This is a genomic window from Streptomyces sp. NPDC058662 (genome assembly GCF_042716255.1).
Taxonomy (GTDB): Bacteria; Actinomycetota; Actinomycetes; order Streptomycetales; family Streptomycetaceae; genus Streptomyces.
In genome coordinates this window covers 1-15350 of sequence record NZ_JBHXRU010000058.1, presented here as the reverse complement: position 1 = coordinate 15350, position 15350 = coordinate 1, and the positions used below count along the sequence as shown (strand labels likewise).

The following is a 15350-nucleotide window of genomic DNA, read 5'->3' as shown; positions in this document are numbered from 1 at the left end:
TATGCGATCCGTAGCCTGAACTCACAACCGGACTCCCTTGAATCTGCATGGGCTGACGTTGATTATAGACTGCGGTTCAGGTCAAGCAAATGCGCCGCGAGAAGAGGCCCGTAGGTTCTTCTCGCGGCGCTTATTCGCTATCTCCGGCTATGTATTTCTGCGTTGGTATTTCACGTCGTCACCCTTTGCGCCCTTCCACTTCACCGCATGCCGTGCGCCACCGGCACCACGGCCGATCATGACGTTGAAGTGCGGTCCCTTGACGTCGTCGTAGTCAAGCCGGAACATCTTGAAAACGCCCCGGACCCTGGTCGTGAATCCGACCTTCTTACCGAACAGCGCGGAGGCCTCAAGGCGTCCCTTGTAGGGCTCCCGGGTGGATTCGTCCACCTCACCCAGGATCTCCAGCGCCTTGTTGCGGGCCTGCTCGAAGCTGTCGTACGGACCGTGCTCGATCTCCGGAGCGCGCTTTGGCTTCGAGCCGCCGTCGCCGTCACAGTTGTGGACGAGGAGGTCCGCGGACCCGGCCCCGACGTGGTAGCTGTGGACCGTTTCGACACCGAGGTCGTGCGTGCGCTGCTGCTGGCGGAAGTCCCGGACCGCGACCAGCGTGACGTACCGCCCCTCGGCGGTCCGCAACTCCATACCGGGAGCCAGGTCGCCGGCCTCGACCCAGGCCTTCTGCTGCTCCACCCAGAACGGGTGGGTGGTCGTCGAGATGAGAGACGAGTCGCCGGCAGGGGTTTGGACCGTCAGGTCCACGAAGTCCTTGTCGTCCTCCGTGACGATGGTCTCAAGCACCGTCCGGGCCGTGGTCTCCCCGGTCTCCGGGTCGGTCGCCACCACCGAGTCGCCGACCTCGACGTCCTCGATCCTCTTCCGGTCCCCGTCGGCCATCAGGACCGTGGTGCCGGGGAGGAAGCTGTGACACTTCTCCGGCGCGTTGGGCGACTCGGCGTCGGGTGAGCGGTCGGCCTTCTTCTGCGTCTGCTTGGCGGGCTGTTGTCTTTGCGGGGTCTTCTTCGCCGCCGCCGTCTGCTTGGGCGCCGCCTTGGGCGCGGGCTTCTTGGCCGCTTGCTTGGCTGCCTGCCTCTTGGCCGCCTGCTGCGCCGCCTGCTTGGCTGCCTGCTTCTTGGCGACTTCTGCCGCCACCTTCTTGGCAGCCTCGGCAGCCGCCTTCTTTGCGGCTTCTTCCGCTGCCTTCTTGGCGGCTTCGGCAGCCGCCTTCTTGGCGGCCTCCTGGGCCAGGCGTTTGGCCAGTTCGGCCGCCGCCCGCTTGGCCGCCTCGATCGCGGCGCGGCGGGCGATCTCCATGGCGATGCGCTGGGCGATCAACCGCGCGGCTATGCCGACGAGGATGGGGATGATCTTGCCGTCGGGGTCCGAGATGGAGACCGGGTTGTTGTTGCCGTACGCGTACCCGTTCATCTGCTGCGGGTCGTTGACGTCGATCAACGGGTCCACGGACAGGAAGCGCCCGGCGGCCGGGTCGTAGGAGCGCACCCCGAGCTGGGTCAGGCCGGTGGAGGCGTCGACGGTGCCGCCGACGAAGCCCTTCTGGTCCGCCCATGCCTGGGGCGCGGTGCCCCGGGTCTCGCCGTAGGGGGTCACGTCCCGCCGGGTGGCGGTCATGGAGCCCGCGGCGTCCACCGCGATGGTCGCGGTGTTGTGGTGGTCCGCGGACAGGTAGGAAAGCTTTCCGTCCGAGGACCGGACGGCAACGCTCGACTCGCCGAACGCGTAGCCTCGGGTGGCCTTGGTGGTGCCGTCCGTACCCAGGGACACCTCGGTGCTGCCCAGGTAGAGCGTGGTTCCCGAAGGGTCCTTGCGCAGCAGGCGGTTGCCCTCGGCGTCGTAGACGTACTCGGTGACCTTGGTGCCTTCAGTGACCTTGGTCAGCTGTCCTTCGGCATCCCATTCGAGCCGTTGCTCGGAGTTGCCGATCTTGCGGACGGTGGTGTTGCCAGTGGCGTCGTACGCGTAGGAATCCTTGCGGGTACCGGTCGGCTCGACGGTGTCGACGCTGTTGAGGGCATGCGGCTGCGTGCCTTTGGCCGCCGGGAAGGTAAAGGTACGCCGCGTCTCGCCACTGCCGACGTCGTGCTTGACCTCGCTGGTGCGGTTCCCCGTCGTGTCGAAGGTGTAGGAGTGCCAGTAGGGCGAGACTCCACCGACGGTGGCCGCGGAGGGGCCGCCCGCGCAGCTGTCCCTGGCCGTCCAGCCCTCCGTCATACGGCGCAGGTGGTCGTAGCGGAAGCACTGGGTGTCCCGGGTCGTCTTCTCCCGCAGTTCGCTGAGCGAGGTGATGTTGCCCGCGGGGTCGTAGGTGTAGTCGACCTCGGACAGTTCGAACGGGGCGACCTCGCGGTCCGCGAAGGACTTGGTGACGCGGCGGGTGGAATCGTCCAGGTAGTTGGTGTGGATCATCCGCTTGCCCTTGGCGCCCTGCATGTACTGCATGAGCTCGCCGAAGGGCGTGTACCTGGTGTTGCTGATGTACTCCGCCGCACCCTTGAGGGTGCTGGGCAGACCGGCGGCGTTGTAGCTGAAGTCGACCTTCTCGGCGGGAAGACCGCCCGCTGCCGGAAGGTGCAGCGAGGCCGTGTCGCCGGTGCTGTTGTAGTCGACCGTGGACTCGTAGCTTCCGGAGAGTTTGCCCAGCCCCTCGGGGATCGTGGTCCTGGACCCGGTCGCTGCTCCGGTGCCGTCATAGCCCAGAACGGACGTGGTGTAAGGCTTCCCGTCGGTGTAACGGGTGGAGGAGGTCAGCCGGCCTTTGGAGAGGGTGTCGTATGCCCACTCGGCACGCTTCGGTCCTGTGGGCCCTTCTTCGCGCTGTTCGGACGGCCTGCCGAGCTTGTCGTAGGAGAGGTGGAGGCCCTTGCCTCGGGCGTCGTTGGTCGAGACGGGCCGGTCGCCGTCGTCGAAGGTGTAGACGGTGGTGCCGCGGTCGGGATCGTGATCCTTGGTCTTGCGGCCGCGCATGTCGTACTCGTAGGTCCAGGTGTTGCCGACGTGGTCGACGACCTGGGTCAGTTCGCCACCGGGACCGTAGCTGTAGCGCGTGCTCTCGAACGTGCCGGCGGCCTGACGGCCCTTGTACTGGCGCAGTTCGACGGCATTGCCCCGGGCGTCACTGATCGTGGTGGTGACGGTGGAGCCCTCGGGCGGGATGACGTGTTGACGGTCACCCTCGTAGAGGGTGGTGGTCCGCCACTTCTCGGCGCCGAGGCTGTAGAACAGGTCCGCGGTCTTGCGTCCGGCACCGTCGTAGAGGTAGCCGTTCTGGCGGATGATCTGGTTGTCCGGGACGGATACCAGGGTCGTGCTCGGGTTGCTCTTCTCCAGGTAGGGCCCGGACTCCTTGACCTGCAGGCCACGAGAGTCGTACACCGTGTCGGTGACGACCCTGCCCGTTCGCGCCTCGGTGTTCTGGTTGAGGTCCGCGCGGGTGGCCTGGGTCTGGCGCGGCCGCATCAGGCCGTCGTACAGCTCGTGGTTGACGGTGTACGTGTCGTCGGCGAGGCGGGTGCGGGTGGTGACGGCGGAGGGGCCGTCCTTGCGGACCAGGTAGGCGATTTCGACATCGGGCAGCTGGGCCCGTGTCCGCCCGGCCTTCCAGCCCTTCGTCAGGCGGCCGAGGGCGTCGTACTCGGACTCGTCCCGCCGACCGTCGCCGTCGATCTCGGTCAGGGTCAGACCGCGGGTCGGGTCGATGATGTCGGTCTCGGTGTGGCCGAGTGGGTTGGTGGTGACGACCTGGTGCGGCATCTCGCCGGTAGCCGGGGTGTACGCGGTCTTGGAGGTGTTGCCCAGGGCGTCGGCGGTCTCGACGGAGCGGCCGTACTGGTCGAACTTCTCCGTACCGGCGGTCACATAGCGTGGCTGGCCAGCGACGTACTCGGCCAGCTCTTCGGCCCGGGTGGCGTCGCCCTTGACGGGGGTCTCACCGAAACCCTTGCCGTCGTAGTGGGTGCGGTCATCGGAGATGACGTGTGAAGGTCGCTGGACAGCGACATTGCAGGCAACGGACACGGTCTCCTGACGGGAGACCAGGTCGAGCAGGTGCTTGCCGGTGTCTCGGGCGTACTCGGTGCGGGTGCACTGGTCGTCGCCGCCTGCCGAGGTGTCTCCAAGGTCGTTGACCTTGGTGATCAGCCCGTACTCGTCGTACGTCTTCTCCACCGCCGTGCGCCGGAAACTGCCCCCGACGGCCGTACGGGTACGCTCGGCGCCGTTGTTGAACCGGTGCGCGGTGAGCGGCGTCGTGCCGGTGCGGTTGCGCGTCGCGGTCGGAGCGCTGATGAAGGGCTCGTACGCGGTCGCGCCGATCAGGGCGCCGCCGTCCCCGTTGTAGGTGAGGGTCTCCCGGGTACCACCGGCCTGCGAGAGGTGGTCGGTGATCTGGTTGCCCTCGGAGTCGGCGACCTTGACGCCGCGCGTGCCTCCGGAGGCGGTGCGGTCGCCGTCCAGGCCCCGGAAGTACACGTTCTCCGAGCGGGTGCGCTGGTCGGCGCCGTCGCCGGTGCGGGTGATGACCTTGCCGTAGCCGCGCCACTGGTTCCAGGTCCGCTCGGTGTCGCGGAGGAACTCTGAGGTGTCGTAGGCCCAGGCCGGAGCGCCGGAGTACTCGTACCGGGTGACGGTCGAGGGGGATCCGCCGACGAGGTCGTTCTCGACGATCTGGGTGGCGACGTACTTGTGGAAGTAGTCCTTGTACGGCTTCGGGCGCCCGTCCGTGCCGATGGGCTGCCCGGGTGCGGACCAGTTGACCGGGTAGCAGCGCAGGGTGTTGTCGGCGTCGGAGGCCGGCAGTACGCCGTCGCGGTTGCACTCGGGAGCGGAGTACGTCACGCCGATCAGGCCGCCGGACTCGGTGCTGATGGCGTTGATGCGGTACCGGATGAAGGGCGGCAGGCCCTCCAGACCGTCGACTCGGTTGGCGAGCTGCTGGCCGGAGAAGGTGATCTCCGGGGTGCTGAGGTCGCCGTTCGTCTTACCGGTGTGCTTGACCGAGGCCAGCCACAGGCCGTTGCTGGTCCCGTCGCCGGTCTGGGGGAAGGAGTGGGTCAGGTCCCAGCGGTCGACGTCCTTGTACGCGCCGCGGGTGAGCACCTGGGTGGTGACGGCGGAGAACCGCTTGCGGGTCCAGAAGGTGGGGGAGTGCTGGTTCTTGCACTCGGTGCCGGGGGCGCAGTACTGGTCGACGGGGACGTCGGGCCAGTTCTTGGCGTTCACCTTGGTGAAGTTGGCGTCCGAGCAGTCCGCACCGGGCAGGCAGCGCTCGGCGGTGGTCATCAGGACCTTGGCCGGTGCCTTGGTCCCGTATTCGGCACCGGTCCGCAGGCCGTACTCGACGCGGCTGAGGTGGCCGCCGCGGGTGTACTCGACGCCCTGGAGCTTCTTGTCCGCGCCGTAGCGGTTGGTCTCCTTGGCGTAGTAGTAGACCATCGCGTTCCCGCTCACGTCGGAGACGTGGTCGAGGTTGTACCGCCAGGCGCGCTGCTTGCCGCCGTCCTTGCCGTACAGCGGCACCGTGAAGGCGGAGTTGGTCTCCTGGTCACCGGCCTTCCAGTTGCCCGGCCGGTTGAGACCGAAGGTGAAGACCGTGCCGGATACGGTGGTCAGACGGAAGTAGCCGCCCTCTGCGTCCCCGTTGGCCGCACCGGTGAAGTACTCGATCTTCGAGCCGTCGTCCTTGACACCCTTCCAGGTGCCGGTGGCGTCATCCCTGACGAGCTCGGTGCCCGAGCCGTTCAGCGACAGCATGGCGTTCTCGGAGGCGAAGCACAGGTCGCCCTTGCCGTCCTTGAAGCTCACTCCTGAGCCGGGGACGTCCGAGCAGGGCTGGAAGCGCCGCTCGATGAAACCGCCGGAGGTGATCTCGAAGCCGTCACCGACCTGCGAGGGCTGGGTGTTGCTCGCGGCCATGCGGCCGTCCACGCTCTGGGCGGAGTAGTTCAGCCCGAGCTCGGGAGAGAGGTCGCCCGGAGCCTCCGGGGTGGACATGGGGTAGGTCCAGTTGAAGTCACCGGATGCCCCGCCGGCCTGCCAGCTCGATGTGGGGGCGAGCGGGGTCGCCTTGAAGTCTCCGCCGGTGCCGGAGTCGCCGCCCTCGGCGGCCAGGACCATCGGAGCCGCGGCGGCCGCGCTTCGCGCGGAGAGCTGCTGCGGTGCCTTCCCGCCGGTGGTCGTGCCGGTGCTCGTACCGGCGCCGGTGTCGGTCAGGGCGATTCGGGCGGTCAGCGTCTTGTTCTTGACGTCATTTCCGCTGTCGACCGGGGTACCGGTCTGGCACTCGGTCTTTTCCGGAGTGGTCAGCACACACGCCGGATACTGCACCACGCGCATGCGGCCCGCGAAGTTCGCACCGAAGGCCCCGGCGAACGCCGAGTAGTCCACAGCGAGTTCGACCTTGCCTGGAGTGGGCGCACCCGCGCCCGGCTCCACGCTCATCAGCACACCGTTGACGCCGGCCTTCTCGGCGTGCGCCTGGTTCTTGACGGAAACCTTCACGTTGGCCGGTGCGGCCGGTGCGGCCGCCGCCCCCGCCCGGGTGAACGGGACCGCCGTGGAACGGATCCCGACCGGCAGACCGCCAACGTCACTGCGGCCGGCAGGGGCCTCCGCGCGTGCGGCCGCGGTGGTACCGGGCTTCACCAGGGCTTCGCCGCCCTTGGGCCAGGAGACCTTGGGAGCCTTCTTCTGGGCGTTCTGCGCCGCTTCGTTCTTCGGCGGGACCTGCACCGGGACTCCGGCGCCGACGAGTACCGGCTCGGTCTGGGTGCCCCGTACCTTGAACGGCTCGGCTGCCGCCGCCGCGGCGCTCACGCCGGCCGAGACCAGCAGGGCGGAGCTGACCGTGACGGCGATGGTCTGTGCGGAACGGCGAATGTACTTGGGCCAGTTCCATACATTGTCGGAGATCCAATGTGGCTCGGATCTCCGGGGTATCTGTGACGGACTCACACGGTTCCTCTGTGCAGAACGAGGTGCACCGATGATCGGTGCACCTATCACGCACACAGTAAACGATCAATCATGTGAAGGTCATATATGCCTCAAGAATCTGAGGATCCGGGCCCGGCTCGATGGCGAGACTCGCGGCAGGAATGGGCGAATTAGTGCCGGTTGAGTTTCAAACCCCGGAGAAGGTCAAGTCTGAGTATAAGTATGATCTAGTTCCGTAAGGTTCTGGGTGTGATCTTCGGCTCGCCTCCGGTCACCCACCCGCTAGGACGCGGAACCCCCGAACTATCGCCGCGCGCCGCCGACCAGGCGGCCGCCGTTCCGATCGCAGTCACCCTTGGATGGTTTCGCCATGCACTCCGCCCCTCCCTTGAGGAGCCCACGCAGACCACAGGCCTGGCTCCAGGCCTTGTCCGTGGTCGCGCTCACCGGCCTGTGCGTCACCCTGACGCCCGCCCACGCCAGTCCCACGCCCGCGGTTCTTGTGGCCGCGGCCGCTCAGGGTCTGACGCCGGAGCAGAAGGCGCAGGACAGCGCACGTTCCAGCGGGCAGCCGGTGGAGATCCTGGAGAAGCGGACGGAGGACACCCGCACCCTCGCCAACCCCTCCGGCACTTTCACCCTGGAGCGCCACACGAGCCCCAAGTGGGTCAAGAAGGGCGGGAAGTGGGCCGACCTCGACGCCTCCCTCCAGGTCTCGGCGAAGGGAGTACTGACGCCCAAGGCCTCGCTCCTTCCTCTCTCGCTGTCCGGTGGCGGCACGGGCCCCCTGGTGAGCCTGACCGACGGGGACAAGGAGATATCCCTGACCTGGCCCCAGGCTCTGCCCAAGCCGCGGATCAGCGGAGACACGGCGACCTACCCCGAGGTGCTTCCGGGGGTGGACCTGAAGGTCCGCGCCGGTATCGAGGGCTTCTCCCAGGTGCTTGAGGTGAAGTCGGCCGAGGCGGCCGCGCATCCGAAGCTGGCGGAGATCGGCTTCGGCCTCAGGACCAAGAACCTGACCGTGGCCGCAGACGGGCAGGGGAACCTGACCGCGAAGGACGCGGCCGGACAGATCGTCTTCGGCGGGCCGACCCCGACCATGTGGGAGTCGACGCCGACCGCCGGGCAGCAGAAGGTCGCCTCGGCGGCCCGGAGCGTCCTCTCCGCGCCGAGCGCCGGCGCTCCTGCCGCCCCCGCCGCCCCCGCCGCCCAGGACGGCAGCGCCTCCACGGCGTGGGAGCCGGGCCTGAACGCGAAGCAGGCCGCGATGGCCACCAAGGTCGACGGCTCCACCCTGAAGGTGGTCCCGGACCAGAAGCTGCTCAAGGGCAGGGAGACCGTCTACCCGGTCTTCATCGACCCTTGGATGAGCGGCGGCCGGGTCAACTGGACGCGTGTGTACAAGAAGTTCCCGGGCACGGCGTTCTGGAACAAGAACGAGCTGGCACGCGTCGGTTACGAGAACGAGAGCAACGGGCTCTCCCGGTCGATCTACCAGATGGACACGTCGGGCTTCGCGGGCAAGAACGTCATCCGCGGCACGTTCTCCACCCGGCTCGAATGGTCCTGGTCCTGCGACGCCCGACCGGTACAGCTCTGGTTCACCGGCGCGATCAGCGCCAACACCACGTGGAACGCGCAGCCGGGCTGGAACCAGCACCTGGCCACGGTGAACACGTCCAAGGGCTGGGGTCCCAACTGCCCGGCCGGCGGTGTCGAGTTCGACGTCACCGGCAAGATGAGGGAGGCGGCCGCGGGCGGCTGGCGCGACGTCACGCTGGGCTTGAAGGCGGAGAACGAGTCCGACACCTACGGTTGGAAGAAGTTCCTCAACAGCGCCACCCTCTCCATCGAGTACAACCAGACGCCGAACACCCCCGGTGAGCTGCACATGACTCCGCAGCCGACTGCCCAGGGCTACATCGGCAAGAACAATCTCGCCGACGGTGTGCATCTGCGCGCGCGGATCTCGGACCCCGACAGCGGAAACGTGACGGCCCGGTTCCGCGTGCACTACGTCGACCGTGGTGGCTGGTTCAACGAGGGCACAGTCAGCGTTCCCAGCGGTGGTCTCGCAGACTTCCGCCTTCCCGACGGGTGGCTGCCCTGGGACGAGTCGTACGCCTGGGAGGTCCAGGCCGACGACGGCACCAGCGCGTCCCGCTGGGAAGGCGGCGGCCGGTTCACCGTGAAGCGGACCGCCCCGCCCGCACCGAAGGTCGACATCGACCCGGAGAGGGGCATCGCCACCTTCACCGCCGAAGGCGCCGAGGGCGGGGACCACGTCCAGGCCTACCGGTTCGGCATCAACACGGACCAACCCACGCGTCGGGTCGAGGCCTGGAACGGCAAGGCGGCGGTGCTCCTGCCGAAGATGGGTGAGGGCCGCTACGAGATCAAGGCCTACGCCACCGACAAGGCGGGCAACGACTCCCTGGCCACGCTGAACAGCGGTATCCAGTGGGACGACAACAACACAGCCACCTCGCTGGCCGACGCCACCACCACCCAGGGCAGCCACATGGTCGCCGTCGCCGGCGGGCGCGTGTGGCACGGGTTCACCGGGGGCAGCGTCCAGGACACCACGCCGGAAATCGGCGAACTCGCGAACGTCGAGCAGGTGGCCACCATCGGCGCCGACAGCCAGCTCCACGTCCTGGCGCTGACCGGCGGGAAGATCCACCACGCCGTACGCCTCCCCACCGCCTGGCAGCCCTGGGGCGACGCCACCGCGGCCGCCGGGGGCCTGGCCGGTGTGACTCAGATCGCCGCGGCCCAGGACGGCTGGAACATGGTCGTCGCCGCGGTCGCGGACGGCAAGGTCTACCTGACGACCCGCTACCCCGATCGCTGGGACCCCTGGCGGCTCGTCCCGGGTACCCCCGCGCAGCTCGACCAGGTCACCCTCGCCGCAGTGAACGGCCAGCCGCACATGGCGATCCTCTCGGGGGGCCTCGCGCACCACTCCGCCCAGATCGCTCCCGGCAACTGGCACCCCTTCGCCCAGCTGCCCATCGCGACTCCGCTGGCCTCGATCGAGGCCTCGGCCAGCACGGGTACCGGCGCCGAGTTCCAGCTCGCCGCCGCTGCCGAGGGCCGCGTCTACCACACCACCCGCCGCGTGGACGGCACCTGGAGTGTGTGGGGGGACGTGACGGCGTCCGTGGGCAACCCCGGCTACATCCGCAAGCTCCTGGGCACTCCGGCCGGGGACGGCTTCCGGCTGACCGCCATCGCCAACGGCACCATCAGCCAGACCACCCGCGCGTCCAACGGCCACTGGAGCGCCTGGAAGGACATCTACCAGCCGTAACAGCCGTATCCGCCGTACCCGGCAGATTCCGAAGGAGCGGGGTCGACTCCGCCACGATGTCGTGGCGGGGCCGGCCCCGCGCCGCGTCCCGGCACGTTACGAGGCCCGGTCGTGGGGTGCGAAGAGTGCCGGGCAGGGGCTTCGGGTGGGGAGGGGGGCCGGGAGGGGGGTCAGGAGGCAGCGGCTCACCAGGCCGACGCCCGCGTCGAGGGATTCGGTGAACTCCTGTGCCAGGTCGGGGGAGCGGCGCAGGGTCCACAGCAGGCGGGCCGCCGCCCACGCGCCCGAGCGGGCGCGGTCCAGGCTCCACGAACCGAGCAGGTGGGTCAGCGGGTCGGCGATCTCCAGCAGGTCCGGACCCGGCATCAGGTCCTCGCGGATGCGTTCCTCCAGCGTGACCAGGGTGTCGCCGACCCGGTCGAAGTCGGCTTCCAGTGCCGCCGGCGCGCAGTCCAGGGCTCGGCAGGTGGAGACCACCGCGAGGGCCAGGTCGTGGCCGATGTGCGCGTTGATGCCGGCCAGGGCGTGCTGGAGCGGGCGTACGCCGGGGTGGCGCCGGTACTGGAACAGCGGACGCCAGCACGCCGGGACCGCCCGGTGCCCGTCGGCCGCCGACTCCACCGCCGCCAGGTACCGCTCCGCGAAGCGGACGCCGAGGGTCCGCGCGGCCCTCGGCGCGGGGAAGCCCCCGCGCTCGATACGCCGGTGCAGGGTCTGTGTCACCGTCAGGTAGACCCCGTTGAAGACGGCGACACCGTCCTGCGGCGGGAGCCGCTCGTCCAGGGCGCGCATCCGCGCCAGCACCGCTTCCATGGGAGGCAGGGTCGCAGGCGCCGGCGCGGATCCGGGGAACTTGGCCGTACACTTCGCCGGTTCGGGCGAAACCGCGTCAACGACGCGTGTCCCCGCCGTCCGGATCGTCGTACGCGGAGGTGCCCGCGTCCAGCAGCGGCTCCTGCCCCTTGAGGTGCGCCGGGGCGAAGAAGCGCAGCGCGTGGTAGCCCGTGATCACCACGATGGTGCCCAGCGCGATGCCGCCGAGCTCGAAGCTGTCGGTGATCCGCAGCGTGACCCCGCCGACGCCGATGATGATGCCCGCCGCGGCCGGCACCAGGTTCAGCGGATTGCGCAGGTCCACCCCGCCGTTGATCCAGATCTGGGCGCCGAGCAGGCCGATCATGCCGTACAGGATGACCGTGATGCCGCCGAGCACCCCGCCCGGGATCGCCGCCACGACCGCGCCGAACTTGGGGCACAGGCCGAACAGCAGCGCGAAGCCCGCCGCCGCCCAGTACGCGGCCGTGGAGTAGACGCGGGTGGCCGCCATCACGCCGATGTTCTCGGAGTAGGTGGTGTTCGGCGGGCCGCCCACCGCGGTGGAGAGCATGGACGCGGCGCCGTCGGCGGCGATCGCCGTACCGAGCTTGTCGTCGAGAGGGTCGCCCGTCATCTCCCCGACCGCCTTGATGTGGCCGGCGTTCTCGGCGATCAGAGCGATCACCACGGGCAGGGCGATCAGGATGGCCGACCACTGGAAGGCCGGGGCGTGGAAGGCGGGCAGCCCGATCCAGTCGGCCTTGCCGACGCCGGACAGGTCCAGCCGCCAGTGGTCCACGGCCTCCGGCCCGCCCACGGTCGAGTGGATCTTGCCGAAGACCAGGTCGAACACCCAGGAGATCCCGTACCCGAACAGCAGCCCGAGGAAGATCGCGATGCGCGACCAGAAGCCGGGCAGGCACACCACCGCGAGCCCCGTGAACAGCATGACCAGCAGGGCCGTCCACTGGTCCTGCGGCCAGTACGTCGACGCCGTCACCGGCGCCAGGTTGAAGCCGATCAGCATGACGACCGCGCCGGTCACCACCGGCGGCATCGCCGCGTGGATGATCCGCGCGCCGAAGCGCTGCACGGCGAGTCCGGCCAGGAAGAGCGCCGCGCCGACGACGAGGACGGCGCCCGTGACGACCGCGCTGTTCCCGCCCGACGCCCGGATCGCCGCCGCCACGCCGACGAAGGAGAGCGAGCAGCCCAGGTACGACGGCACCCGGCCGCGCGTGGCCAGGAGGAAGATCGCGGTGGCGACACCGGACATCATGATGGCGAGGTTCGGGTCCAGGCCCATCAGGACCGGAGCGACGAAACTCGCGCCGAACATCGCCACGACGTGCTGGGCGCCGAGCCCCGCGGTCCGCGGCCACGACAGCCGCTCGTCCGGCCGCACCACCGCGCCGGGGGCGGGGGTCCGCCCGTCTCCGTGCAGGGTCCAGCGCACGCCGAGGCCCATGTTCCGCTCCGTTTCTCCGGCCGATCACACGTCGAGGCCGCGGCGGAGCGCGTCGCGCTGCCGCGGCCCGCCGTATGTTACGGCCGGGTTCTGGCGGGTTCGTCCTGATGGGGCGGTCCCGCCTCCTCCGAGGTCCGCGCCCCACCCTGCCCCACGGCCGGCTTCTGCCGCAGCACCGCGGCCCCCACGACCAGCGCGAAGGCCAGCAGCGTGACCAGCCCGAAGGACACGACCAGCGAGGTGGCGTCGGCCACCGCGCCGATGGCGGACGGCGCGATCAGGCCCGAGGTGTACGTGATCGTCGCGACCCCGGCGATGGCCTGCGCGGGAGCCGGCCCGCTGCGCGCCGCGGCCGCGAAGGCCAGCGGGACCACGACGGCGATGCCGAGCCCGATCAGCCCGAAGCCCGCCATGGCCGCCACCGGATGCCGCACCCCGACCACGAGCAGCCCGCCGCAGGTCGCCAGTACTCCGCCCACGCGGACCGTGGGCACCGCCCCGAACCGGTCCACCACGCGGTCCCCGACGAGCCGGGCGACCGCCATGGTGAGTGCGAAGGCGGTGGTGGAGGCCGCCGCGAGACCGGCGTCCGTGTGCAGTACGTCCCGGAGGTAGACCGCCGACCAGTCCAGGCTGGCGCCCTCCGCGAAGACCGCGCAGAACCCGATGGCGCCGATCATCAGCGCGGAGCGCGGAGGCAGCGCGAAGTGCGGCGGAGCCTGGTCCCCCTGACCGCTCCTCAGGTCCAGCACCCCGCGTACGGCGACCAGCGCGGCGGCGGTCAGCGCGAACGCCGCCACCAGGTGGTGCAGCCGCGCGTCGGTCCCCAGGTGCGCGGCGACCGTGCCGGCGGCCGAGCCGACCAGCGCGCCCACACTCCACATGCCGTGCAGCGAGGACATGATCGAGCGGCCGAGCCGGTTCTCCGTCTCCACGCCGAGGGCGTTCATGGCCACGTCCGACATGCCGGAGGTGGCCCCGTAGACGAACAGGGCGACGCACAGCACCGGCAGGTTGGGCGCGAGACTCGGCAGGACGAGGGACAGGGTCCACAGCGCCAGCAGCGCGCGCAGTGCGGCGCGGGCGCCGAAGCGGTGGTTGATCCGGCCGGCCAGCGGCATCGCGAGCGCCGCCCCGAGGGCGGGGAAGGCCAGCGCCAGGCCCAGGGTGCCGGCGCTGAGCTGGGCGTGGTCCTGGATCCAGGGGATGCGGGTGGCGAAGGAGCCGGTCACGGCGCCGTGGGCGCAGAATACGGCCGCGATCGCGAAACGGGCATGGCGCAGGCGCGCCGGGCTGAGGTCGGTTTCCCCGGTCATGGGCAGTAAACTATCAGGGACCCTGCCTGATAGTTAGTGGCCCGATCTCCCTAGGATGGGCGCCGTGACTCCTGCCCAGGCCCTCCCGACCCCCGCCGGCCCGCCCCCGTCCCCCGCCTCGCCCAGTACGGCCCGCGCCCTCAACGACCGCCTCGCCCTGCGCCTCCTGCAGGAGGCGGGGCCGCTGACGGCCACCCAGCTGAAGACCAGGACCGGCCTCTCCCGCCCCTCGGTCGCCGACCTCGTCGAACGGCTCATCGACGCCGGACTCGTCGAGGTCGCCGGCGAGTCCGGCGCGGAGCGCCGCGGACCCAACGCCAAGCTCTACGGGATCGTCGCCCACCGGGCCCACCTGGCTGCCCTGGACGTGCGTACGGACAGTGTCACCGCCGTGGTCACCGACCTCCTCGGCCGCTCCCTGGCCGAGGCGGCGCTGCCCGTGGGTGCCCCCGCCGACGCGGTGGAGGCCCTGCTGCGCACCGCCCGCGAGGCGGGGGCCGAGGCCCTGCACACCGTCGTCGTCGGCGCCCCCGGCCTGGTCGCCCCGGCCACCGGAGAGCTCCGCGACACCACGGGGCTGCCGGCCTGGCACCGCGGCCTGGTGTCGGCCCTCCAGCGGAGCCTGCCCGCCGTGGTGGTGGTCGAGAACGAGACCAACCTGGCGGCCCTCGCCGAGCAGCGGCTGGGTGTCGCACACGACGTGGACTCCTTCGTCCTGCTGTGGCTCGGCGCCGGGGTGGGCGCCGCCGTGGTCCTGGACGGCCGACTGCGCCGGGGCGCGTCCGGCGGGGCCGGCGAGATCGGCTTCCTGCCGGTGCCGGGCACGGGCGGGCTGCCCTCGGCCACCGGCTGCGCGGGCGGGTTCCACGCCCTGGCCGGCCGGGACGCCGTGACCGCCCTGGCCGCCGCCCACGGGTTCCGCGGCACGGCCGAGGAGGCCGTCGCCGGGGCCGCGGGGGAGCCGTTCCTCGACGTCCTGGCCGAGCGCCTGGCCCTGGGGGCGGCGGCCGTCGCGGCCGTCCTGGACCCCGGCTGCGTGGTCCTCGCCGGCGAGCTCGGCCGCGCCGGCGGCCCCGCCCTCGCGGACCGGGTCGCCGCGCGGCTGTCGACCCTCACCCCGCTCCCCACCCAGGTCCGCGCCACGAGCCTGGGCGGCCCCGCCGTCCTGGCAGGGGCCCGCCTGGCAGCGCGCGAGGCAGCCCAGGACGCCCTGTTCGGCGGCTGACCCGCCTCGGGGACTGACCCCGCCTCCGCGGACCCGGCCCGGGGGCTGACCCGCCTCGGCGAACCCGGCCCGGCGGCGGCAGGCTCGGAGAGCGACGGCCCGGGCGGCCCCCGGCCCCGCGCACGCGCTTGGCCGGCGTCCCCGGGCCCCGGACGCGGGTGGGCCCGCGGGGGGGCGGGGCGCCCCGGGCGAACCCGGCAGACACGGCCGGGGCAGACGCCGCGGCCCCCGGAGGGCAAGAAAGCCAAAACACCCGGC

Annotated in this window: 6 protein-coding genes; 2 read left to right on the top strand and 4 right to left on the bottom strand. The window is 70.6% G+C overall.

What is annotated here, in order from left to right; genetic code table 11:
- Positions 1-147: 147 nt before the first annotated feature.
- Complete coding sequence (locus ACFWUQ_RS20375) at positions 148-6831, bottom strand: RHS repeat-associated core domain-containing protein (RefSeq protein WP_384539741.1); 6684 nt, start codon at positions 6829-6831, stop codon at positions 148-150.
- A gap of 553 nt (positions 6832-7384) precedes the next feature.
- On the opposite strand from ACFWUQ_RS20375, the gene ACFWUQ_RS20370 reads away from it, so the two are divergent.
- Complete coding sequence (locus tag ACFWUQ_RS20370; protein ID WP_384539792.1) at positions 7385-10267, top strand: DNRLRE domain-containing protein; 2883 nt, start codon at positions 7385-7387, stop codon at positions 10265-10267.
- A gap of 96 nt (positions 10268-10363) precedes the next feature.
- On the opposite strand, the gene ACFWUQ_RS20365 is transcribed toward ACFWUQ_RS20370, so the two are convergent.
- From ACFWUQ_RS20365 to ACFWUQ_RS20355, 3 genes are all read right to left on the bottom strand, one after another.
- Complete coding sequence (locus ACFWUQ_RS20365) at positions 10364-11080, bottom strand: DUF5995 family protein (protein WP_384539739.1); 717 nt, start codon at positions 11078-11080, stop codon at positions 10364-10366.
- A gap of 76 nt (positions 11081-11156) precedes the next feature.
- Positions 11157-12551, bottom strand: a complete 1395-nt coding sequence (locus ACFWUQ_RS20360; protein ID WP_384539736.1) for a uracil-xanthine permease family protein — start codon at positions 12549-12551, stop codon at positions 11157-11159.
- A gap of 77 nt (positions 12552-12628) precedes the next feature.
- Positions 12629-13867: an MFS transporter gene (locus tag ACFWUQ_RS20355; RefSeq protein ID WP_384539734.1), complete on the bottom strand. Its 1239-nt coding sequence runs from the start codon at positions 13865-13867 to the stop codon at positions 12629-12631.
- 55 nt (positions 13868-13922) lie between these two features.
- Between ACFWUQ_RS20355 and ACFWUQ_RS20350 the strand changes: the two genes are divergently transcribed.
- On the top strand, positions 13923-15092 hold the full coding sequence (locus ACFWUQ_RS20350; RefSeq protein WP_384539731.1) for an ROK family transcriptional regulator: 1170 nt from the start codon (positions 13923-13925) through the stop codon (positions 15090-15092).
- The last annotated feature ends 258 nt before the right edge of the window (positions 15093-15350 follow it).

Excerpts from the sequence above, each read along its gene's own strand:
- ACFWUQ_RS20355 (WP_384539734.1), bottom strand. The coding sequence starts at position 13,867 with ATGACCGGGGAAACCGACCTCAGCCCGGCGCGCCTGCGCCATGCCCGT.
- ACFWUQ_RS20350 (WP_384539731.1), top strand. The coding sequence starts at position 13,923 with ATGGGCGCCGTGACTCCTGCCCAGGCCCTCCCGACCCCCGCCGGCCCG.
- ACFWUQ_RS20365 (WP_384539739.1), bottom strand. The coding sequence starts at position 11,080 with ATGGAAGCGGTGCTGGCGCGGATGCGCGCCCTGGACGAGCGGCTCCCG.
- ACFWUQ_RS20360 (WP_384539736.1), bottom strand. The coding sequence starts at position 12,551 with ATGGGCCTCGGCGTGCGCTGGACCCTGCACGGAGACGGGCGGACCCCC.